Source organism: Streptococcus sp. GMD6S (assembly GCF_000297015.1).
Genome location: NZ_AJRH01000014.1, coordinates 1 through 20551, shown reverse-complemented (window position 1 = coordinate 20551; position 20551 = coordinate 1). Strand labels below are relative to the sequence as shown.

21 protein-coding genes are annotated in these 20551 nt (G+C 44.5%); all 21 read left to right on the top strand.

Annotated elements, in window-relative coordinates:
- Positions 1 to 16 precede the first annotated feature (16 nt).
- Positions 17 to 544, top strand: coding sequence for a YqeG family HAD IIIA-type phosphatase (locus GMD6S_RS03815; protein ID WP_000963734.1), 528 nt, complete (start codon positions 17 to 19; stop codon positions 542 to 544).
- Between the two features lie 2 nt (positions 545 to 546).
- Positions 547 to 1653: a ribosome biogenesis GTPase YqeH gene (gene yqeH, locus GMD6S_RS03810; RefSeq protein WP_000391190.1), complete on the top strand. Its 1107-nt coding sequence runs from the start codon at positions 547 to 549 to the stop codon at positions 1651 to 1653.
- Positions 1654 to 1867: 214 nt separating this feature from the next.
- Entirely contained in the window at positions 1868 to 2179 is a 312-nt protein-coding gene (gene yhbY / locus GMD6S_RS03805) for a ribosome assembly RNA-binding protein YhbY (protein WP_000060169.1), read from the top strand.
- 51 nt (positions 2180 to 2230) lie between these two features.
- A complete protein-coding gene (locus GMD6S_RS03800) occupies positions 2231 to 2860 on the top strand; it encodes a nicotinate-nucleotide adenylyltransferase (protein ID WP_000963714.1) in 630 nt (209 codons plus the stop codon).
- Positions 2860 to 3453, top strand: a complete 594-nt coding sequence (gene yqeK / locus GMD6S_RS03795; RefSeq protein WP_000331211.1) for a bis(5'-nucleosyl)-tetraphosphatase (symmetrical) YqeK — start codon at positions 2860 to 2862, stop codon at positions 3451 to 3453. The genes GMD6S_RS03800 and yqeK overlap by 1 nt, the downstream gene beginning before the upstream one ends.
- A complete protein-coding gene (gene rsfS / locus GMD6S_RS03790; RefSeq protein WP_001003010.1) occupies positions 3454 to 3807 on the top strand; it encodes a ribosome silencing factor in 354 nt (117 codons plus the stop codon).
- 178 nt (positions 3808 to 3985) lie between these two features.
- Positions 3986 to 4726, top strand: coding sequence for a class I SAM-dependent DNA methyltransferase (locus GMD6S_RS03785; protein WP_000257063.1), 741 nt, complete (start codon positions 3986 to 3988; stop codon positions 4724 to 4726).
- A gap of 8 nt (positions 4727 to 4734) precedes the next feature.
- Positions 4735 to 5469: a hypothetical protein gene (locus GMD6S_RS03780; protein ID WP_000896960.1), complete on the top strand. Its 735-nt coding sequence runs from the start codon at positions 4735 to 4737 to the stop codon at positions 5467 to 5469.
- Positions 5469 to 6566, top strand: coding sequence for a nucleotidyltransferase (locus GMD6S_RS03775; RefSeq protein ID WP_000156368.1), 1098 nt, complete (start codon positions 5469 to 5471; stop codon positions 6564 to 6566). Before GMD6S_RS03780 ends, GMD6S_RS03775 begins: the two co-directional genes overlap by 1 nt.
- Positions 6567 to 6769: 203 nt before the next feature.
- A complete protein-coding gene (locus GMD6S_RS03770; RefSeq protein ID WP_000404959.1) occupies positions 6770 to 8383 on the top strand; it encodes a ribonuclease Y in 1614 nt (537 codons plus the stop codon).
- A 134-nt stretch (positions 8384 to 8517) separates the two neighbouring features.
- Positions 8518 to 9144, top strand: a complete 627-nt coding sequence (gmk, locus tag GMD6S_RS03765) for a guanylate kinase (protein WP_000775041.1) — start codon at positions 8518 to 8520, stop codon at positions 9142 to 9144.
- Between the two features lie 24 nt (positions 9145 to 9168).
- On the top strand, positions 9169 to 9483 hold the full coding sequence (rpoZ, locus tag GMD6S_RS03760) for a DNA-directed RNA polymerase subunit omega (protein WP_002874282.1): 315 nt from the start codon (positions 9169 to 9171) through the stop codon (positions 9481 to 9483).
- 65 nt (positions 9484 to 9548) lie between these two features.
- A complete protein-coding gene (locus GMD6S_RS03755) occupies positions 9549 to 11945 on the top strand; it encodes a primosomal protein N' (protein ID WP_000951903.1) in 2397 nt (798 codons plus the stop codon).
- 12 nt (positions 11946 to 11957) lie between these two features.
- The gene (gene fmt / locus GMD6S_RS03750) at positions 11958 to 12893 is read left to right on the top strand and encodes a methionyl-tRNA formyltransferase (protein ID WP_000163667.1); all 936 of its coding nucleotides are present in this window, start codon (positions 11958 to 11960) and stop codon (positions 12891 to 12893) included.
- Entirely contained in the window at positions 12886 to 14199 is a 1314-nt protein-coding gene (gene rsmB / locus GMD6S_RS03745; protein ID WP_008292878.1) for a 16S rRNA (cytosine(967)-C(5))-methyltransferase RsmB, read from the top strand. The genes fmt and rsmB overlap by 8 nt, the downstream gene beginning before the upstream one ends.
- A 15-nt stretch (positions 14200 to 14214) precedes the next feature.
- Complete coding sequence (locus GMD6S_RS03740; RefSeq protein ID WP_000401527.1) at positions 14215 to 14955, top strand: Stp1/IreP family PP2C-type Ser/Thr phosphatase; 741 nt, start codon at positions 14215 to 14217, stop codon at positions 14953 to 14955.
- Positions 14952 to 16850: a Stk1 family PASTA domain-containing Ser/Thr kinase gene (pknB, locus tag GMD6S_RS03735; protein WP_000614523.1), complete on the top strand. Its 1899-nt coding sequence runs from the start codon at positions 14952 to 14954 to the stop codon at positions 16848 to 16850. Before GMD6S_RS03740 ends, pknB begins: the two co-directional genes overlap by 4 nt.
- 86 nt (positions 16851 to 16936) lie before the next feature.
- Positions 16937 to 17695 carry a threonine/serine exporter family protein gene (locus tag GMD6S_RS03730; RefSeq protein WP_000344545.1) on the top strand — a complete coding sequence of 253 codons (759 nt, stop codon included), beginning with the start codon at positions 16937 to 16939 and terminating at the stop codon, positions 17693 to 17695.
- A 1-nt stretch (position 17696) separates the two neighbouring features.
- Positions 17697 to 18152 (top strand): threonine/serine exporter family protein, encoded by a 456-nt coding sequence (locus GMD6S_RS03725; protein WP_000176902.1) that lies wholly within the window; start codon positions 17697 to 17699, stop codon positions 18150 to 18152.
- A gap of 118 nt (positions 18153 to 18270) precedes the next feature.
- Positions 18271 to 19443 (top strand): hydroxymethylglutaryl-CoA synthase, encoded by a 1173-nt coding sequence (locus GMD6S_RS03720; protein WP_008292874.1) that lies wholly within the window; start codon positions 18271 to 18273, stop codon positions 19441 to 19443.
- Positions 19443 to 20551 (top strand): hydroxymethylglutaryl-CoA reductase, degradative (locus GMD6S_RS03715; protein WP_000704358.1); only part of this gene is annotated, 1109 nt, incomplete at its 3' end. The genes GMD6S_RS03720 and GMD6S_RS03715, both read left to right, overlap by 1 nt.

Sequence of the window (20551 nt, the reverse complement as noted above, 5' to 3'; positions counted from 1 at the left end):
AAGAAAAGGAGCCAGAATGGCGATTGAAAATTATATGCCAGACTTTGCTGTGGAAGCAGTTTATGATCTGACAGTCCCAAGCCTGCAAGCGCATGGTATCAAGGCTGTTTTGGTCGATTTGGACAATACCCTCATTGCTTGGAACAACCCTGATGGGACGTCAGAGATGAAGCAATGGCTACATGACCTTCGGGACGCAGGTATTCGCATCATCGTGGTCTCAAATAACACCAAAAAACGGGTCCAACGAGCAGTTGAGAAATTTGGGATTGATTACATTTATTGGGCTCTGAAGCCCTTCACATTTGGGATTGACCGTGCCATGAAGGAATTCCACTATGAGAAAAATGAAGTGGTCATGGTCGGCGACCAGCTCATGACGGATATACGAGCAGCACATCGTGCAGGCATTCGCTCGATCTTAGTCAAACCCTTGGTCCAACACGACTCCATCAAAACGCAGATTAACCGAGCTCGCGAGCGCCGTGTCATACGAAAAATCACTGAAAAGTACGGACCGATTACATATAAAAAAGGAATTTAACTATGGAAGAAATTCTCTGTATTGGATGTGGAGCAACCATTCAGACGACAGACAAGGCTGGTCTTGGATTTACTCCCCAGTCGGCACTTGAAAAAGGTTTGGAGACTGGCGAAGTTTATTGCCAACGCTGTTTTCGTCTCCGCCATTACAATGAAATCACAGATGTCCAGTTGACAGACGATGATTTTCTCAAGCTCTTGCACGAGGTGGGAGACAGTGATGCCTTGGTAGTGAATGTCATTGACATCTTTGATTTCAATGGATCAGTTATCCCAGGCTTACCGCGCTTTGTATCGGGCAATGATGTCCTCTTGGTGGGAAATAAAAAAGATATCCTGCCCAAGTCTGTTAAACCGGGCAAGATTAGCCAGTGGCTGATGGAGCGTGCCCACGAAGAAGGACTTCGTCCAGTGGATGTCGTCCTGACTTCAGCACAGAATAAGCATGCTATTAAGGAAGTCATTGACAAGATTGAACACTACCGTAAGGGCCGCGATGTCTACGTAGTTGGGGTAACCAACGTTGGAAAATCAACTCTCATCAATGCAATTATCCAAGAAATCACGGGTGACCAGAATGTCATCACGACTTCACGATTCCCAGGAACAACCTTGGACAAGATTGAGATTCCGCTTGACGATGGATCTTATATCTACGATACGCCGGGAATCATCCACCGTCACCAGATGGCCCACTACTTGACGGCTAAAAATCTCAAGTATGTCAGCCCTAAAAAGGAAATTAAGCCCAAAACCTATCAGCTTAATCCTGAACAAACCCTATTTTTAGGTGGTCTTGGACGCTTTGACTTCATATCAGGAGAAAAGCAAGGATTCACAGCTTTCTTTGACAATGAACTCAAACTCCACCGTACCAAGCTAGAAGGCGCTAGTGCTTTTTACGACAAGCACCTAGGAACCCTTCTGACACCACCAAATAGCAAGGAGAAAGAAGATTTTCCAAAATTAGTCCAGCATGTATTTACCATCAAGGACAAGACTGACTTAGTCATTTCAGGACTCGGCTGGATCCGCGTAACAGGCACCGCCAAAGTCGCCGTCTGGGCACCAGAAGGCGTCGCAGTCGTCACACGAAAAGTAATTATTTAAAATAAAATCACTGAGCGAACAAAGTGAGCTCATAAAAAGATAGTTATTGTCGTGGTGTGATTGCCAATCGTTAGATTGGCAAGGGGCACACTTGAGACCTAGGCTCAAGTGTGAGGTCAGGAAATCCATTTTTCAAAGATGAGATCTTTGGAAAATTAGTTCCGACCGTCCCCCACCACCTAAAATAACTATCAAAAATCAAGGAAGAAAGATTATGTCATTAACATCGAAACAACGTGCCTTCCTCAACAGCCAGGCACACACCCTCAAACCCATCATCCAAATTGGAAAAAATGGTCTCAACGACCAAATCAAGACCAGCGTCCGTCAAGCTCTTGACGCGCGTGAATTGATCAAGGTTACTCTCTTACAAAACACAGATGAGAACATCCACGAAGTAGCTGAAATCTTGGAAGAAGAAATCGGTGTGGATACGGTCCAAAAAATCGGACGCATCTTGATCTTGTTTAAACAATCCAGCAAGAAAGAAAATCGCAAGATTTCCAAGAAAGTTAAAGAAATCTAAAAACCTACTCCAAACAACTGTTTTTACAGAGAATTAAAGGAAGACGAGCCTATGGCAATCGAATTATTGACTCCCTTTACCAAGGTAGAGTTGGAGCCAGAAATCAAGGAGAAAAAACGCAAACAAGTCGGGATTTTAGGGGGGAATTTTAACCCTGTTCACAATGCCCATCTTGTTGTGGCGGACCAAGTACGACAACAGTTGGGGCTGGACCAGGTCCTACTTATGCCCGAATACCAACCACCTCATGTAGATAAAAAGGAAACCATCCCCGAGCACCATCGGCTCAAGATGCTTGAGTTGGCGATTGAGGGGATTGAAGGCTTAGCCATTGAAACTATTGAGCTGGAGCGCAAGGGCATTTCCTACACCTACGACACTATGAAGATTTTGACAGAGCAACATCCAGATACGGATTATTACTTCATTATCGGGGCTGATATGGTGGATTATCTGCCTAAGTGGTACCGAATTGATGAACTGGTTGACATGGTTCAGTTTGTGGGGGTTCAGCGCCCACGCTACAAGGCTGGGACTTCCTATCCAGTTATCTGGGTGGATGTGCCTCTCATGGATATTTCCTCCAGCATGGTGCGTGACTTTCTTGCTCAAGGTCGGAAACCCAACTTTCTCCTACCTCAGCCAGTGCTAGACTACATCGAGAAGGAGGGGCTCTACTGATGGCCTATCAAGACTATATCAACTGTTCTCGCGATGCTTTGTTGGGAAAAATGGCAGAGTTTCTACCTGAAAAACGCTTAACCCATTGTCTGGGTGTAGAGCGTGCGGCTATAGAGCTCGCCCAGCGATTTGGAGTCGATGCTGAGAAAGCGGGTCTAGCAGGCCTTCTTCATGATTATGCTAAAAAGCTGTCAGATCAGGAATTTCTAGACTTGATTGACCGTTACCAATTAGACCCTGACTTCAGAAATTGGGGTAATAATGTCTGGCATGGCATGGTTGGTATTTACAAGATTCAGGAAGATTTGGATTTGCATAATCCAGAAATCCTGCGAGCTATTGAAATCCATACAGTCGGTGCTGGTCAGATGACCGATCTAGATAAAGTCATCTACGTCGCAGATTATATCGAGCACAATCGTGCCTTTCCAGGTGTGGATGTGGCGCGTGAAATTGCTGAGCTATCGCTCAATAAGGCAGTGGCCTACGAAACAGCTCGTACCGTGGAGCATCTAGCTCATCAGGGATTCCCCATCTATCCCCAAACCATTGAAACCTATAACGCCTTTGTGCACTTTTTGAAAGAGGACTAAATGAACGAAAAAGAATTACTAGAACTAGTCGTGAAAGCGGCTGATGAGAAACGTGCGGAAGATATCCTGGCACTTGATGTACAAGATTTGACCAGTGTTACAGACTACTTTGTTATCACTAGCTCGATGAATAGCCGTCAGTTGGACGCTATCGCTGATAATATCCGTGAAAAAGTAGCCGAAGCTGGTGTTAAAGGCAGCCATGTCGAAGGTGATGCAGCTGGAGGCTGGGTCTTGCTAGACCTCGGTGGTGTCGTCGTGCATATCTTCTCAGAAGAAATGCGTGCCCACTATAACCTTGAAAAACTCTGGCATGAGGCAGATTCAGTAGACATTTCAGAAGCCTTGGTATAGGAGATGAACTCAGTTGCAGTAAACGGGGTTTCTTTGCTTATTTTAAAAGGAAAGTGATAGAAAGGATTTGAACCCGTCCTGTAATCGTCGGAAAATAGATAGCCTTTCTTGGAGCTCGGCTCCATCGTCAGGCTCCTAATTTTCTATCGAATTACGGGCGGACTTGGTATCATGATTTATGGCGACATATGAAACCTTTGCGGCTGTATACGATGCTGTGATGGATGATAGTTTATATGACAAATGGACGGATTTTTCTCTGCGTCATTTGCCTAAGACCAAGGAGAGAAAGAAACTCTTGGAATTGGCTTGTGGGACAGGCATCCAGTCTGTGCGCTTTTCTCAGGCTGGTTTTGAAGTGACTGGACTGGACTTGAGCGCGGATATGCTGAAGATTGCTGAGAAAAGAGCAGCTTCAGCCAAGCAAAAGATTGATTTTATGGAAGGCAATATGCTGGATTTGTCCAAAGCAGGGAAATACGATTTTGTGACTTGTTATTCGGACTCAATCTGTTACATGCAGGATGAGGTGGAAGTAGGGGACGTCTTTAAGGAAGTATATAATGCCCTCAACGAAGATGGTGTCTTTATCTTTGATGTGCATTCGACCTACCAAACAGATGAAGTTTTTCCAGGCTATTCTTACCATGAAAATGCGGAAGATTTTGCCATGCTCTGGGATACCTACGAGGACGAAGCCCCTCACTCTATCGTGCATGAGTTGACTTTCTTTATCAAGGAGGTTGATGGTTCCTTTAGTCGCCACGATGAGGTACACGAGGAGCGTACATACGAAGTCTTGACCTATGATATTTTGCTGGAACAGGCTGGTTTCAAGTCCTTCAAACTCTATGCGGACTTTGAGGACAAGGAGCCGACTGAGACCAGTAGACGTTGGTTTTTTGTCGCACAGAAGTAGGAGAAAATATGGCAGGAGGAGACTTTTGTTTACTAGTATTTAATTTATTTTATTTTGGATATTACTGCATAAAATTTAGAGTAAAATTAATTACGGAAATAATAGCAGGATTTAAAAGTAGTTTTGATTTTTTACATAAAAACATATCTTTTGACAACTGGAAAAAAGGTCTGGCATCAATTTTAGGAATCATTATTATTGTATTTCCTTTAATATTATGGTTAATTCTCTTAATTTTAAAAAAACCTTTATTGTTTTTAAAGAAGATTGTAGATTATGAAATTGATAATAAATTTGAAGTCTTAAAATATCTTCTATTTCCTATGAATTTAGCATATATTTCTATAAGATATGCGGAAATCTTGCACATAACATATAATTCTATAAATACTTTAATCAATTTTAAGGATAGAGTTTTAGATTTAGTTCAAAATGTAATAGTTGTTTTAGCTCCGATGTTAATTATATTATTTTTTATCTCTCTTTATAATAAACTTTCAAAAGGAGATAAAAATATTTTCAACGAATTACAGAAATATTATCTTATTTGGATGAAATTAATTGTATCACTCGTTATAATTGCTATAGTGATAGTAGCTTATATTATCACATTAGAGGATTTGAAAAACTATAATACACAGATTGATGCATATGCAATTATTCCATTATTTCTGGCTTCTTGTGTAACAGGATCGAAGATTATAATTTCTTTAATAAAAATAGTGGGAGATGATAAAAAATAATGACCATCACCGGTATTATCGCGGAGTTCAATCCTTTTCATAATGGCCACAAATACCTGCTAGAACAAGCAGATGGGCTGAAAATCGTTGCCATGTCTGGAAATTTCATGCAGAGGGGCGAGCCGGCTATCGTTGACAAGTGGACACGGGCTCAAATGGCACTAGAGAATGGAGCGGACTTGGTAGTGGAATTGCCCTTTTTAGCCAGTTTACAAGCAGCGGATTTCTTTGGACAAGGAGCTGTGGATATCTTGACTCGGTTGGGCATTGATAGGCTAGCTTTTGGGACAGAGGAAGTTCTGGATTATCAGAAAATTGCTGACTTATACACAGAGCGAGGTGCTGAGATGGAGAGTTTTGTGGAAAATCTACCTGATTCACTCTCCTACCCTCAGAAAACCCAAGCTATGTGGAAGGAATTTGCAGGTCTAGATTTTTCAGGCAACACGCCTAATCATGTCCTTGCTCTGGCCTATGCCAAGGCGGTTGCAGGACGAAACATCAAGCTTGAGTCGATTCAACGTCAGGGAGCGGGGTATCATTCTGTGGACAAGGATGTGGACTTTGCCTCGGCGACAGCCCTCCGTCAGCACCAGAGGGACAAAGATTTCTTAGAATGCTTTATGCCTTCTGTTGACCTCTTTGAGCAGGCCAGTAAGGTGAGCTGGGAGGACTATTTTCCCTTGCTCCGCTATCAAATCTTGTCAAATCCAGACCTAACGACCATCTATCAGGTCAATCAAGAAATGGCTGTGCGCATCAAGGATGCTATCAAGAAGGCTCAGTCTGTTGACGAATTGGTCGAGGCGGTTGCGACCAAACGCTACACCAAGGCGCGTGTCAGACGCCTCTTGACCTATATCCTGGTGCAGGCTAGAGAAAGCGACTTGCCAGAAGCCATTCATGTCCTTGGCTTTACCGAAAAAGGCAGACAACATCTCAAGTCACTGAAAGAGCAGGTCCATCTAGTCAGCCGAATTGGCAAAGAACCTTGGGATGCTATGACTCAAAAGGCAGACCAGATTTACCAACTAGGACACCCAAGTATAGCAGAGCAGAATTTTGGCAGAGTGCCTATCAAAATAGAATTAAACTAAGTCTACTGAAAGGTAGGCTTTTTTATTGTATGTTTTAATGAAAATGTCATTTTTAAGAGTTAGAAAGTTTGTTTTGTGATTTCAGAACTTTCTTCTAAAATTCACACAAAACTCTTCAATTTGGGTTTGTGAAAATTGTTTTTTTATGATAGAATATTAAGGAATGTATGTCATTCGATAAACAAATTTAATGAGGTAAAAACATGGAAATCATGACACTTGCGATTGCTGTTTTTGCCGTCATCATAGGTTTAGTCATTGGATATGTCAGCATCTCAGCTAAGATGAAATCATCTCAAGAGGCTGCAGAGTTGATGCTTCTAAATGCTGAACAAGAAGCAACTAATTTACGAGGACAAGCTGAGCGCGAAGCGGATTTATTGCTAAATGAAGCCAAGAGCGAAAGCAAGTCTCTTAAAAAAGAAGCACTATTGGAGGCCAAAGAGGAAGCCAGAAAATACCGTGAAGAAGTGGACGCTGAATTTAAGTCAGAACGTCAGGAGCTCAAGCAAATTGAAAGTCGTTTGACGGAGAGAGCTACGAGCCTTGACCGTAAGGACGACAATTTGACGAACAAAGAAAAAACACTTGAACAAAAAGAACAAAGTATTTCTGATAGAGCAAAAAACCTTGATGCACGTGAAGAGCAATTAGAGGAAGTCGAAAGACAAAAAGAAGCTGAACTTGAACGTATCGGTTCCCTTTCCCAAACTGAGGCTCGAGATATTATCTTGGCTCAGACAGAGGAAAACTTAACCAAGGAAATTGCTAGCCGCATTCGTGAGGCTGAGCAAGAAGTGAAGGAACGTTCAGACAAGATTGCGAAAGATATCTTGGTTCAGGCTATGCAGCGTATCGCTGGTGACTATGTAGCAGAGTCAACAAACTCGACAGTTCACCTACCAGATGATACCATGAAGGGACGCATTATCGGTCGTGAAGGACGTAATATTCGTACCTTTGAAAGTTTGACAGGGGTAGATGTCATCATTGACGACACGCCAGAAGTGGTAACCTTGTCAGGATTTGATCCGATTCGTCGTGAAATTGCTCGTATGACCATGGAAATGTTGCTCAAAGACGGCCGCATCCACCCAGCTCGTATCGAGGAGTTGGTGGAGAAAAACCGTCAAGAGATTGACAATAAGATCCGCGAATACGGTGAGGCTGCTGCCTATGAGATTGGTGCGCCAAACCTTCATCCAGACTTGATGAAGATTATGGGACGCTTGCAGTTCCGTACTTCTTATGGACAAAATGTCTTGCGTCATTCGATTGAGGTTGCTAAGTTATCTGGTATCATCGCCAGTGAACTTGGTGAAAATGCAGCTCTTGCCCGTCGTGCTGGATTCCTTCATGACATCGGGAAAGCTATTGACCGCGAGGTTGAAGGTAGCCATGTTGAGATTGGTACAGAGTTGGCTCGTAAGTACAAGGAACACCCAGTTGTAGTGAATACCATTGCTAGCCACCACGGCGATGTCGAAGCCGAAAGCGTCATTGCAGTGATCGTTGCTGCAGCAGATGCCTTGAGTGCAGCGCGTCCAGGTGCTCGTAGTGAATCGCTTGAAAGCTATATCAAGCGTCTCCATGACTTGGAAGAAATCGCCAATGGCTTTGAAGGAGTGCAAAACAGCTTTGCTCTTCAAGCAGGACGCGAGATTCGTATCATGGTTAATCCAGGACAAATCAAAGACGACAAAGTCACAATCTTGGCTCACAAAGTTCGTGAGAAAATTGAAAACAATCTCGATTACCCAGGAAATATCAAGGTAACCGTGATTCGCGAGCTTCGTGCAGTAGATTATGCTAAATAAATAAGAAAGAGCAGTTGAAATATTACTGCTTTTTTGTTACACTAGATAGAAAGACTGTAGAAGGATAATTGACACTATTATCAGTATCCGAGAGAAATTTCGCTTTATTTCACAGACTAACTAAAGGAGACATAATGGCAGACCGAGGCTTGCTAATCGTTTTTTCTGGTCCTTCAGGAGTTGGGAAAGGAACGGTTAGAAGAGAGATTTTTGAGAGTTCTGAGAATCAATTTCAATATTCTGTATCGATGACGACGCGCGCGCAACGTCCTGGTGAAGTGGACGGAGTGGACTATTTCTTCCGTACTCGGGAAGAGTTTGAAGAGCTGATCCGTCAAGGCCAGATGTTGGAATATGCAGAATATGTCGGTAACTACTATGGAACTCCTCTGACCTATGTCAACGAAACCCTAGATAAGGGAATCGATGTCTTTCTTGAGATTGAAGTCCAAGGAGCCCTTCAGGTTAAGAAAAAGGTTCCAGATGCTGTCTTTATCTTTTTAACGCCACCAGACTTGGATGAATTGCAAGATCGTTTGGTAGGTCGTGGTACAGATAGTGCTGAAGTGATTGCCCAACGAATCGAAAAAGCCAAGGAAGAAATTGCCCTCATGCGTGAGTATGATTATGCCATTGTCAACGATCAGGTGCCCCTCGCTGCTGAACGTGTCAAGCGTGTAATCGAAGCAGAACACTTCCGTGTGGACCGTGTCATTGGTCACTACCAGGAGATGTTGCCAAAATCTCCAACTACTCGATAAACTATAGGAAACAGGTACAAGCAAATGATGTTAAAACCCTCTATTGATACCTTGCTGGACAAGGTACCATCAAAATATTCACTCGTAATCTTGGAAGCAAAACGCGCCCACGAACTAGAAGCAGGAGCGCCAGCAACTCAAGAGTTTAAGTCTGAAAAATCAACTCTTCGTGCTTTGGAAGAAATCGAGTCTGGAAATGTAACCATTCACCCAGATCCAGAAGGAAAACGTGAAGCGGTTCGTCTCCGTATCGAAGAAGAAAAACGCCGCAAAGAAGAAGAAGAAAAGAAAATCAAAGAGCAAATCGCTAAAGAAAAAGAAGATGGTGAAAAAATTTAAGGTTGGGGGGACTCAATCTTATTTTTTCTATTGCAAGAATGTACTGACAAGGAGGAGGTGAGAAGATGGCAATCGCAAAGATTATTGTGGATGTTCCCCTTATGCAGACGGACCAGCCCTATAGTTATAAGGTCCCTGAGGAATTTGTAGAGATGCTGGAAGTCGGTATGCGGGTTCATGTCCCCTTCGGAAAGGGTAATCGTTTGATACAAGGGATTGTGCTTGGCCTGGAGTCCCAGTCGGATGAAGAGATGGAAGGTCAGGACTTGAAGGAGATTGCAGAGGTGCTAGACTTTTCTCCCGTCTTGACTCAAGAGCAACTCTGGCTGGCTGAGGAGTTACGCAAGTCTGTCTTTTCTTATAAAATCTCCATTCTAAAAGCCATGTTGCCGGGATTTTTAAACTCCAGTTATGATAAGATTCTTTATCCTTTAGAAGGTCTCAGTCAGGCAGACCGAGAGCGTTTGTTTGGTTCAGAAGCTTCGCTCGCCTTTTCTTCTCTAGATTTGGCCAAACAGGCAGAAATGATGCGCTTGACTAGAAAAGGGCTACTCCGTTTAGAATACCAGGCAGTCGATCAAAAGAAGGTCAAGACCCAGTCTTGGTATGAGGTTGATGCTACTCAGCTAGAGCGGATTGAGATTTCTGCGCGTGCTAAGAAAAAGGCAGAGCTGAGAGATTATCTGCTGTCTCATCCTGAAAGTGCTCCTCTGGCTAGCTTGTTAGAATCCTACTCACGGGAGCAAGTCAACTTTTTTGTGGAGCAAGGAGCTTTAACTCTAGTCCAAAAGGAAGTGCAACGTTCAGCTGCTTATTTTGAAGGCATTGAAGCAAGTACACCTTTGGAGCTGAACCCAGAGCAAAGACAAGCTCGTGATGCGGTTGTCAGTGCTATTGGCAATCAACAGCCTCCATTCCTCCTTCAAGGGATTACAGGAAGTGGGAAAACAGAGGTATACTTGCAGATCATCCAAGGGGCCTTGGATAAGGGTAAGACGGCTATTTTGCTGGTGCCTGAGATTTCTCTGACGCCACAAATGACGGAGCGTTTTATTGCTCGATTTGGTGAGAAAGTGGCTATTCTTCACTCAGGTCTGTCCAATGGTGAAAAGTACGATGAATGGCGCAAGGTTGAACGCGGAGATGCCCAAGTTGTTGTTGGCGCTCGATCAGCTATCTTTGCTCCTTTGAAAAATCTAGGTGTCATCATTATCGATGAAGAACATGAAGCTAGTTACAAGCAAGATAGCAATCCACGTTACCATGCTAGAGAGGTCGCCATTCTACGGGCCCAGTACAATCAAGCAGCTCTCGTACTTGGGTCTGCCACACCGAGCCTTGAGAGTCGTGCCCGTGCTGGAAAAGGTGTCTATCACCACTTACGTCTGACCCAACGAGCCAATCCTATGGCTACGATTCCAGAGGTTCAAGTGATTGACTTTCGGGACTATATCGGACAAAATGAGACATCAAACTTTACGCCTCCTTTGCTAGAGGCCATCCAAGACCGTCTGGATAAAAAAGAGCAGGTAGTCCTCATGCTCAACCGTCGGGGTTATTCTAGCTTTGTTATGTGTCGAGAGTGTGGGACGGTAGATAGCTGCCCCAACTGTGACATTTCTTTGACTCTCCACATGGATACCAAGACCATGAACTGCCATTACTGTGGCTTTTCTAAGGGAATTCCTCATGTCTGTCCCAACTGTCAGAGTCGCAGCATTCGCTACTACGGGACGGGGACTCAGAAAGCTTACGATGAGCTGGCAGAGCTCTTTCCTCAGGCTCGCATTCTGCGGATGGATGTGGATACGACCCGCAGGAAAGGTAGTCACCAAGCTCTTCTTGACCAGTTTGGTCAAGGGGAAGCGGATATCTTGCTGGGAACTCAGATGATTGCCAAGGGCTTGGATTTCCCAAATGTGACCTTGGTCGGAGTGCTCAATGCGGATACGGCCTTGAATCTGCCTGATTTCCGTTCTTCTGAGAGAACCTTCCAACTCTTGACCCAGGTGGCTGGTCGTGCAGGTCGAGCGGAAAAGGCTGGGCAGGTCTTGATCCAGTCTTACAATCCAGAACACTATGCCATTCGTTTTGCAAAAGATCAGGATTACGAAGGTTTTTATGCCTATGAAATGAGTATCAGACGCCAACTCGGCTATCCGCCTTATTATTTCACTATTGGGATTACCCTCTCTCACAAGAAAGAAGAAGAGGTTGTCAAACGTGCCTATGAAGTTATGGGAATTTTGCGATCAGGTTTATCGGAAACTAGTAAAATCCTTGGACCGACACCAAAACCCATTGCCCGTACCCACAACCTTTATCATTACCAGATTTTGATTAAATACCGTTTAGAAGATGAGCTGGGACCAACTCTTAACCAGGTCTTGGCCTTGACTCAAGAACGTGAAAATAGCGAGCTTCGTCTCAGCATTGACCACGAACCGCAGCAGTTTTTATAAGAAGGAGAAGAAATGACAAAACTAATCTTTATGGGAACACCTGATTTTTCAGCGACAGTTTTGAAGGGTTTGTTATCAGATGATCGTTACGAGATTCTAGCTGTTGTGACCCAGCCAGACCGCGCTGTCGGCCGTAAAAAAGTGGTCCAAGAAACCCCAGTCAAGCAGGCTGCTAAAGAAGCAGGCCTTCCTATCTACCAACCAGAAAAATTATCTGGAAGCCCAGAGCTGGAAGCTATTATGAATTTAGGAGCAGATGGGATTGTGACCGCTGCTTTTGGGCAGTTTCTCCCAAGTAAACTTCTTGATAGCATGGACTTTGCGGTTAACGTTCACGCTTCCCTTCTTCCCAAACACCGTGGTGGCGCTCCCATTCATTATGCCTTGATTCAAGGAGATGAGGAAGCTGGTGTGACCATTATGGAAATGGTTAAAGAAATGGATGCAGGAGATATGATTTCCCGTCGCAGTATTCCCATCACAGATGAGGACAATGTTGGTACCTTGTTTGAAAAATTGGCGATTGTTGGTCGTGATTTGCTTTTGGATACGCTACCTGGCTACCTAACAGGAGAAATCCAACCTGAACCACAGGATCCTAGTCAAGTCACTTTCTCGCCAAATATCAAGCCAGAAGAAGAGAAACTGGATTGGACTAAAACCAATCGCCAACTTTTCAACCAAATCCGTGGGATGAATCCGTGGCCTGTTGCTCATACTTTCCTTAAGGGCGACCGCTTTAAGATTTATGAAGCCCTGCCAGTAAAAGGTCAGGGAGCTCCAGGTGAGATCCTCTCAATTGGTAAAAAGGAATTGATCGTCGCAACGGCTGAAGGAGCTCTATCTCTCAAACAAGTGCAGCCAGCAGGCAAGCCTAAGATGGACATCGCTTCCTTCCTCAACGGAGTTGGTCGTACTTTGACTGTAGGAGAACGATTTGGTGACTAAAGTAGAAACGGCTAGAAGTCTAGCTCTAGCAGTGCTAGAGGATGTTCTAGTCAACCAAGCATATTCGAATATTGCTTTAAACAAACACCTCAAGGGGAGTCAACTCTCAGTAGCAGATAAGGGTTTGGTGACAGAGATTGTCTACGGTACGGTAGCCCGAAAACTGACTCTGGAATGGTACCTGTCCCACTTTATCGAAGACCGGGATAAGCTAGATAACTGGCTCTATATCCTGCTCCTTCTGAGTGCCTACCAACTTCGGTATTTGGATAAGATTCCTAATCACGCTGTAGTCAATGAAGCGGTAGAGCTAGCTAAAGCCCGTAAAAAAGGCAGTGAAAAATTGGTCAACGCTGTCCTGCGTCGTATTTTGCGAGAAGGCTGGCCAGACATTGACAGTATCAAACGTAAAAACAAGCGTGATTCCATTGCCTATTCTCTCCCAGTTTGGCTAGTATCTAAGCTCAAGGAAGAGTACGGTGAAGAGAGAGCACAAGCCATCTTTAAAAGTCTCTTGGTGCGCAACAAAGCTAGCATCCGGGTGACCAACTTGAGCCGAAAAGAGGAAATCAAAGCTTTGTTAGAGGCGACCGATTCCCCTTTAGCGGCCACTGGTCTGGTCAAGGAGCAAGGCCACTTTGCAGGACATGATTTGTTCGCAGAAGGGGCCATTACCATCCAAGATGAGTCCAGTCAACTGGTTGCTCCGACTCTTGATCTACAAGGTGATGAACAGGTCCTAGATGCCTGTGCCGCTCCGGGTGGGAAAACAGCTCATATGGCTTCTTACCTCACATCTGGTAAGGTGACGGCTCTGGACTTGTATGACCATAAGTTGGACTTGATCCAAGAAAATGCGGAGCGTCTGGGTGTGGCAGATCGAGTGCAAACGCAAAAATTGGATGCCAGAAAAGTGCATGAGTTTTTCGGTCGGGACTCTTTTGATAAGATTTTAGTAGATGCTCCCTGTTCTGGAATTGGACTTTTACGTCGCAAACCAGACATCAAATACAATAAAGAAACAGCAGATTTCACATCCTTACAGGAAATTCAGCTGGAAATATTAGGTAGTGTTTGTCAAACGCTACGTAAAGGTGGTATAATAACTTATAGTACCTGTACTATTGTCTCTGAGGAGAACTTTCAAGTCGTTGAGGCGTTTTTAGAAAGTCATCCCGAGTTCGAGCAGGTTAAACTAGAACACGAATGTAAAGATATCCTGAAAGATGGCTGCATCCTGATCACTCCTGAATTGTATGGAAGTGATGGATTTTTTATCAGCCAATTTCGCAAGATATCAGAATAGGAAGGAACTGACACAATGGAAATAGCATTATTAACAGATGTTGGTCAGAAACGGACAAATAATCAGGACTATGTCAATCACTTTGTCAACCGAGCAGGACGCACTATGATCATCTTGGCTGACGGGATGGGAGGGCACCGTGCAGGAAATATCGCTAGTGAGATGGCCGTAACAGACCTTGGTGTGGCTTGGGTGGATACCCAAATTGACTCAGTCAATGAAGTTCGTGAGTGGTTTGCCCACTACCTGGAGATTGAAAATCAAAAAATTCATCAACTAGGTCAGGACGAAGCCTACAGAGGTATGGGAACAACGCTAGAAGCTGTTGCGTTTATTGACAACCAAGCCATCTATGCTCACATTGGAGATTCTCGTATCGGTTTGATTCGTGGAGAAGAATACCACCAGTTGACGAGTGACCATTCTTTGGTCAATGAATTGCTCAAGGCTGGTCAATTGACTCCAGAAGAAGCAGAAACTCACCCTCAAAAGAATATCATTACCCAGTCTATCGGACAAAAGGATGAAATCCAGCCAGATTTTGGGATGATTACATTGGAGTCAGGAGATTATCTCTTGCTCAATAGTGATGGTTTGACCAATATGATTTCGGCAAGCGAGATTTATGATATCGTAACCAGTGATATTTCCCTAGCAGACAAGGCGGCAACCCTCATTCGCTTCGCTAACAATGCAGGAGGTTTAGACAACATTACGGTTGCCCTTGTTTACATGAACGAGGAGGCAGCAGAATGATCCAAATCGGCAAGATTTTTGCCGGGCGGTATCGGATTGTCAAGCAGATTGGTCGAGGAGGCATGGCAGATGTTTACTTGGCCAAGGATTTGATCCTAGACGGGGAAGAAGTGGCAGTGAAGGTCCTGAGGACCAACTACCAGACGGACCCGATTGCTGTGGCACGTTTTCAGCGCGAAGCGAGAGCCATGGCGGATCTGGACCATCCTCATATCGTTCGGATAACAGATATTGGTGAGGAAGACGGTCAACAGTACCTGGCTATGGAATACGTAGCAGGCCTTGACCTCAAGCGTTATATCAAAGAACACTATCCTCTTTCAAATGAAGAAGCAGTTCGGATTATGGGGCAAATCCTCTTGGCCATGCGCTTAGCCCATACTCGAGGAATCGTTCACCGGGATTTGAAACCTCAAAATATCCTCTTGACACCTGACGGCACAGCTAAGGTCACGGACTTTGGGATTGCCGTAGCCTTTGCAGAGACCAGTCTGACCCAGACAAACTCAATGTTAGGCTCTGTTCATTATTTGTCACCTGAGCAAGCGCGTGGTTCTAAAGCGACCTTCCAGAGTGATATCTATGCAATGGGGATCATCTTCTATGAAATGCTGACAGGTCATATCCCCTATGATGGGGATAGCGCAGTTACGATTGCCCTCCAGCATTTCCAGAAGCCACTTCCGTCCGTCATAGCTGAAAACCCATCTGTCCCTCAGGCTTTGGAAAATGTTGTCATCAAGGCGACTGCTAAGAAGCTGTCAGATCGTTATCAGTCTGTTTCGGAAATGTATGTGGACTTGTCAACTAGCTTGTCTTATAATCGTCGCAATGAACCGAAACTGGTCTTTGACGATGCGAGTAAGGCAGATACTAAGACTTTGCCTAAAGTTCCACAAAGTACACTGACATCGATTCCTAAAGCTCCGGCGCAAGAAGAACGCCCTCAGCCAAAGAAACCAACTCAACCAGTGGCAGAACCGGCTCCAGCGCCAAAACCAGCCAAGAAACGGAAGTTTAAGGCTCGCTATATGATTCTTTTGGCCAGTCTTCTATTGGTTGCAGCCTCTTTGGTTTGGATTTTGTCAAGGACACCAGCAACGATTGCTATTCCTGACGTAGCTGGACAAACCGTTGCAGAGGCTAAGGAAGCTCTTAAAAAATCCAAGTTTGAAGCCGGTGAAGAAAAGTCAGAGGCCAGCGATACCGTAGCAGAAGGACGTGTTATTCGAACGGATCCAGAAGCTGGTAGCGGCCGAAAAGAAGGAACCAAGGTCAATTTGATTGTTTCTTCTGGTAAGCAATCCTTCCAATTGAGCAATTATGTCGGACGTAAGTATACGGAAGTTGTAGCTGAACTCAAGGAGAAGAAGGTTCCTGAAAATCTAATCAAGATGGAAGAGGAAGAATCCAGCGAAAGCGAACCTGGAACCGTCCTCAGACAGACCCCTGCATCGGGTTCGACCTATGATCTCTCAAAAGCTACTACGATTACCTTAACAGTGGCTAAGAAGGTGACTAGTGTCAGCATGCCGAACTACATTGGTTCAAGTCTCGAGTTTACAAAGAATAACTTGACTCAGATTGTCGGTGTGAAGGAAGCAAATATTGAGGTTGTAGAAGTATCGACTCCTGAAGGAACAAAAGAGGGCACGGTTGTAGATCAAACGCCAAAAGCAGGAGAACTGGTTGATCTTGCAAGTACGCGTATCAAACTTTCCATTTACAAACCGAAAACACCACCGTCAACTTCATCCTCTAATCCTGCCCAACGTGGGAACCAGGGTTCTCCTACAAGTCCAAACCAGGGGAACCAACAAGGAAATCAACAAGGGAACACTCCTTCTAGCAGTTCATCCAATAGTGAAGGATCTCACGAAAGTTCTCGAGATTAGACGAATCTTTGTCATGATTTCATGACAAAGATTTTTTTTCACAAGATTTTGTGATAAAATATAGGGAGTAGAAAAAGGAGGAGAAAATGGACGAATCGAGAGAGTTGAATGCCGTCATTGATGTGATTATGCTAGCAGGAACCATTCTCCTGAAAAGTGGCTCAGAGATTCATCGGGTTGAGGATACTATGATCCGTATTGCCCATTCGCAGGGAATAATGGATTGCAATGTTCTTGCCATGCCCGCAGCTATTTTCTTTTCTATTGAAAACACCAATATTTCTCGGATGAAACGGGTGACGTCATCCTCTTATAACATTGAAAAAGTCTGCGATGTCAACCAGGTATCACGAGAGCTTGTTGGTGGCCAGATTGATCTTTCTACAGCCTTTCAAAAGCTGAAGGAAATCAGAAATCAAGCTCTTCCTTATACCAAGTTCCAAGTGACTGTAGCAGCGACCCTCAGTGCCCCTTTCTTCTCGATTATGTTTGGGGGCAATGTTTATGACGCTTTTGGTGCAGCTATTGCAACTTTATTTGGATTTGCCTTCTCTCTCTATGTCGAGAAGTTTGTCCGCATTCCTTTTGTAACGGCCTTTGCAGGTGCCTTTGTTTTCGGCTTGATCGCCCAGTTCTGGGCCCGCTATACAGGCTTTCCTTCGACAGCAGACCTGATTATAGCAGGAGCGGTCATGCCCTTTGTTCCAGGGATTGCTCTGACAAATGCGGTACGGGATATCATGACCAACCATATCAACTCTGGTATGAGCAAGATGTTTGAATCCCTGCTCATTACCCTCGCTTTAGGGGCCGGTACCTCCGTCGCCCTAGTTTTGATGACATAAGATGACTCTAACAAGTATTTTACTCCAAGCAGTAGCGAGTTTACTCGCCATCATCACCTTTCTAATCGTACTGAATGTTCAACGCTCCATGCTCCTACCTGGTGGTATTTTGGGAATGGGCGTTTGGCTCCTCTATCTCGTGCTCAAAGAACCAACCAATGTTATTATTGCGACCTTTATCGCAGCAGTAATTGGCTCTTGCATCAGTCAGATTTTAAGTATTGTCTATAAGACACCAGCGGTGGTCTTTGTCTTGGCCATTCTTGCCCCCTTGGTGCCGGGTTATTTATCCTATCGAACGACAGCTTTCTTTGTGACAGGCGATTACAGCCATGCTATTGCCAGCGCGACTTTGGTGGTTATGTTAGCTCTTGTTATTTCTATTGGAATGGCAAGTGGAACGGTGATTTTAAAGCTTTATTACTACATCCGAAAACAACGAGGAATCTCTTCCTAATACAATCAAAGCAAAGACTTGATTTGTTGAATCAAGTCTTTTTTCTCTCTTTTGTCCCTATTTGTGATAAAATAGAATGAAACGATTTTTTACAATGAATGAAAAAACAGAGGTAAATATGACAATCGGTATTGATAAGATTGGTTTTGCGACCAGTCAATATGTCTTGAAATTACAAGACTTAGCAGAAGCGAGGGGAGTTGACCCCGAAAAATTTAGCAAGGGACTCTTGTTAAATGAAATTAGTATTGCGCCACTGACTGAGGACATTGTTACCTTGGCAGCTAGTGCAAGCAACTCTATTTTATCAGACAAAGAAAAAGAAGAAATCGATATGGTCATCGTGGCGACCGAGTCAGGGATTGACCAGAGTAAGGCAGCGGCAGTCTTTGTTCATGGCTTGTTAGGCATTCAGCCTTTCGCCCGTAGCTTTGAAATCAAAGAAGCCTGCTATGGAGCGACAGCTGCCCTTCATTATGCTAAATTGCATGTGGAAAATTCTCCAGAGTCTAAGGTTTTGGTCATTGCCAGTGATATTGCCAAGTATGGTGTGGGAACTCCAGGTGAACCAACTCAGGGTGCTGGAAGTGTGGCGATGCTAATCACTCAAAATCCACGCATCATGGCCTTTAACAATGATAATGTTGCCCAAACGAGAGACATCATGGATTTCTGGCGTCCGAACTACTCAAGCACTCCTTATGTAAACGGCATGTACTCGACCCAACAGTATCTTGATTGCCTGACAACGACTTGGGATGAATATAAGAAACGCTATGACTGGACTATGGATGACTTTGCGGCTATCTGCTTCCACTTGCCTTATCCTAAGTTGGCCCTAAAAGGCTTGCGCAAGATGATGGACAAGAACTTATCTCAAGAGAAAAAGGATAGTCTGCAAGAAAACTTTGACAAGTCCATTCTCTACAGTCAGATGATTGGAAATATCTACACAGGTTCTCTCTTCCTCGGCCTCCTTTCTCTTTTGGAAAATGCAGAGACTTTGAAGGCTGGAGATAAAATTGCCCTCTACAGTTACGGAAGTGGAGCGGTTTCAGAGTTCTTTAGTGGAGAGCTGGTAGAAGGTTATGAAACTTATCTTGATAAGGATCGCTTGAGTAAACTTAAACAACGTACAACATTGTCTGTTGCAAACTATGAAAAAGTCTTCTTCGAAGAGGTGCAGTTGGATGAGTCTGGTTCAGCCCAATTTGCAGGTTATGAACATCAAGACTATGCCTTGGTTGAAATTGTCGACCACCAACGCCGTTATAGCAAGGTTGAAAAATAATGAAGATAAGTTGGAATGGATTTTCTAAAAAATCATACCATGAGCGCCTTGAGTTGTTACAAGCTCAGGCGCTCCTTAGTCCTGAAAGGCAAACGAGTCTGGAGCAGGATGAACAAGTCAGCTTGGCGGTTGCAGATCAGCTGAGTGAGAATGTGGTGGGAACTTTTTCTCTGCCTTATTCGATCATTCCAGAACTTTTGGTGAATGGTCAGGACTACACAGTTCCTTATGTGACAGAAGAGCCCTCAGTGGTTGCTGCGGCCAGCTATGCCAGCAAAATCATCAAGCGAGCAGGTGGCTTTACTGCTCAAGTACATGAGCGCCAGATGATCGGTCAGGTGGCCCTTTATCAAGTTGCTGATCCTGAACAAGCGCAAGAGAAGATTGCCAGCAAGAAAGCCGAACTCTTGGAACTTGCCAATCAAGCCTATCCTTCTATCGTCAAACGTGGTGGTGGGGCGCGTGATTTGCATGTAGAGCAGATCAAAGGTGAAACAGACTTTCTCGTTGTTTATCTTCATGTCGATACCCAGGAAGCCATGGGGGCCAATATGCTCAATACCATGCTAGAAGCCTTGAAGCCAGTCTTAGAAGAACTCAGTCAGGGACAGAGCCTCATGGGGATTCTGTCCAACTACGCGACCGATTCTCTGGTGACAGCAAGCTGTCGTATCGCCTTTCGCTACTTGAGCCGACAAAAGGATGAAGCCAGAGAAATAGCAGAGAAAATAGCTTTGGCTAGCCAGTTTGCGCAGGCAGATCCTTACCGAGCAGCTACTCACAATAAAGGGATTTTTAATGGTATCGATGCCATTTTAATCGCCACGGGTAATGACTGGCGTGCTATCGAAGCTGGGGCCCATGCCTTTGCCAGTCGAGACGGGCGCTATCAAGGTCTCAGTCGATGGAGTCTAGATAGGGACACAGAAGAATTGGTCGGTGAGATGACCTTACCCGTGCCGGTAGCGACCAAGGGTGGCTCTATCGGTCTCAACCCACGTGTAGCTCTCAGTCATGAACTACTAGGAAATCCTTCTGCCAAGGAATTAGCTCAGATTATCGTTTCTATCGGTCTCGCCCAAAACTTTGCGGCCCTCAAAGCCTTGGT

Coding starts and splice junctions, on each gene's coding strand:
- gmk (WP_000775041.1), top strand. CDS start 8,518: ATGGCAGACCGAGGCTTGCTAATCGTTTTTTCTGGTCCTTCAGGAGTT.
- GMD6S_RS03740 (WP_000401527.1), top strand. CDS start 14,215: ATGGAAATAGCATTATTAACAGATGTTGGTCAGAAACGGACAAATAAT.
- yhbY (WP_000060169.1), top strand. CDS start 1,868: ATGTCATTAACATCGAAACAACGTGCCTTCCTCAACAGCCAGGCACAC.
- yqeH (WP_000391190.1), top strand. CDS start 547: ATGGAAGAAATTCTCTGTATTGGATGTGGAGCAACCATTCAGACGACA.
- GMD6S_RS03725 (WP_000176902.1), top strand. CDS start 17,697: ATGACTCTAACAAGTATTTTACTCCAAGCAGTAGCGAGTTTACTCGCC.
- GMD6S_RS03770 (WP_000404959.1), top strand. CDS start 6,770: ATGGAAATCATGACACTTGCGATTGCTGTTTTTGCCGTCATCATAGGT.
- GMD6S_RS03775 (WP_000156368.1), top strand. CDS start 5,469: ATGACCATCACCGGTATTATCGCGGAGTTCAATCCTTTTCATAATGGC.
- GMD6S_RS03815 (WP_000963734.1), top strand. CDS start 17: ATGGCGATTGAAAATTATATGCCAGACTTTGCTGTGGAAGCAGTTTAT.
- fmt (WP_000163667.1), top strand. CDS start 11,958: ATGACAAAACTAATCTTTATGGGAACACCTGATTTTTCAGCGACAGTT.
- GMD6S_RS03720 (WP_008292874.1), top strand. CDS start 18,271: ATGACAATCGGTATTGATAAGATTGGTTTTGCGACCAGTCAATATGTC.
- pknB (WP_000614523.1), top strand. CDS start 14,952: ATGATCCAAATCGGCAAGATTTTTGCCGGGCGGTATCGGATTGTCAAG.
- GMD6S_RS03780 (WP_000896960.1), top strand. CDS start 4,735: ATGGCAGGAGGAGACTTTTGTTTACTAGTATTTAATTTATTTTATTTT.
- GMD6S_RS03730 (WP_000344545.1), top strand. CDS start 16,937: ATGGACGAATCGAGAGAGTTGAATGCCGTCATTGATGTGATTATGCTA.
- GMD6S_RS03800 (WP_000963714.1), top strand. CDS start 2,231: ATGGCAATCGAATTATTGACTCCCTTTACCAAGGTAGAGTTGGAGCCA.
- GMD6S_RS03785 (WP_000257063.1), top strand. CDS start 3,986: ATGGCGACATATGAAACCTTTGCGGCTGTATACGATGCTGTGATGGAT.
- rsfS (WP_001003010.1), top strand. CDS start 3,454: ATGAACGAAAAAGAATTACTAGAACTAGTCGTGAAAGCGGCTGATGAG.
- rpoZ (WP_002874282.1), top strand. CDS start 9,169: ATGATGTTAAAACCCTCTATTGATACCTTGCTGGACAAGGTACCATCA.
- yqeK (WP_000331211.1), top strand. CDS start 2,860: ATGGCCTATCAAGACTATATCAACTGTTCTCGCGATGCTTTGTTGGGA.
- GMD6S_RS03755 (WP_000951903.1), top strand. CDS start 9,549: ATGGCAATCGCAAAGATTATTGTGGATGTTCCCCTTATGCAGACGGAC.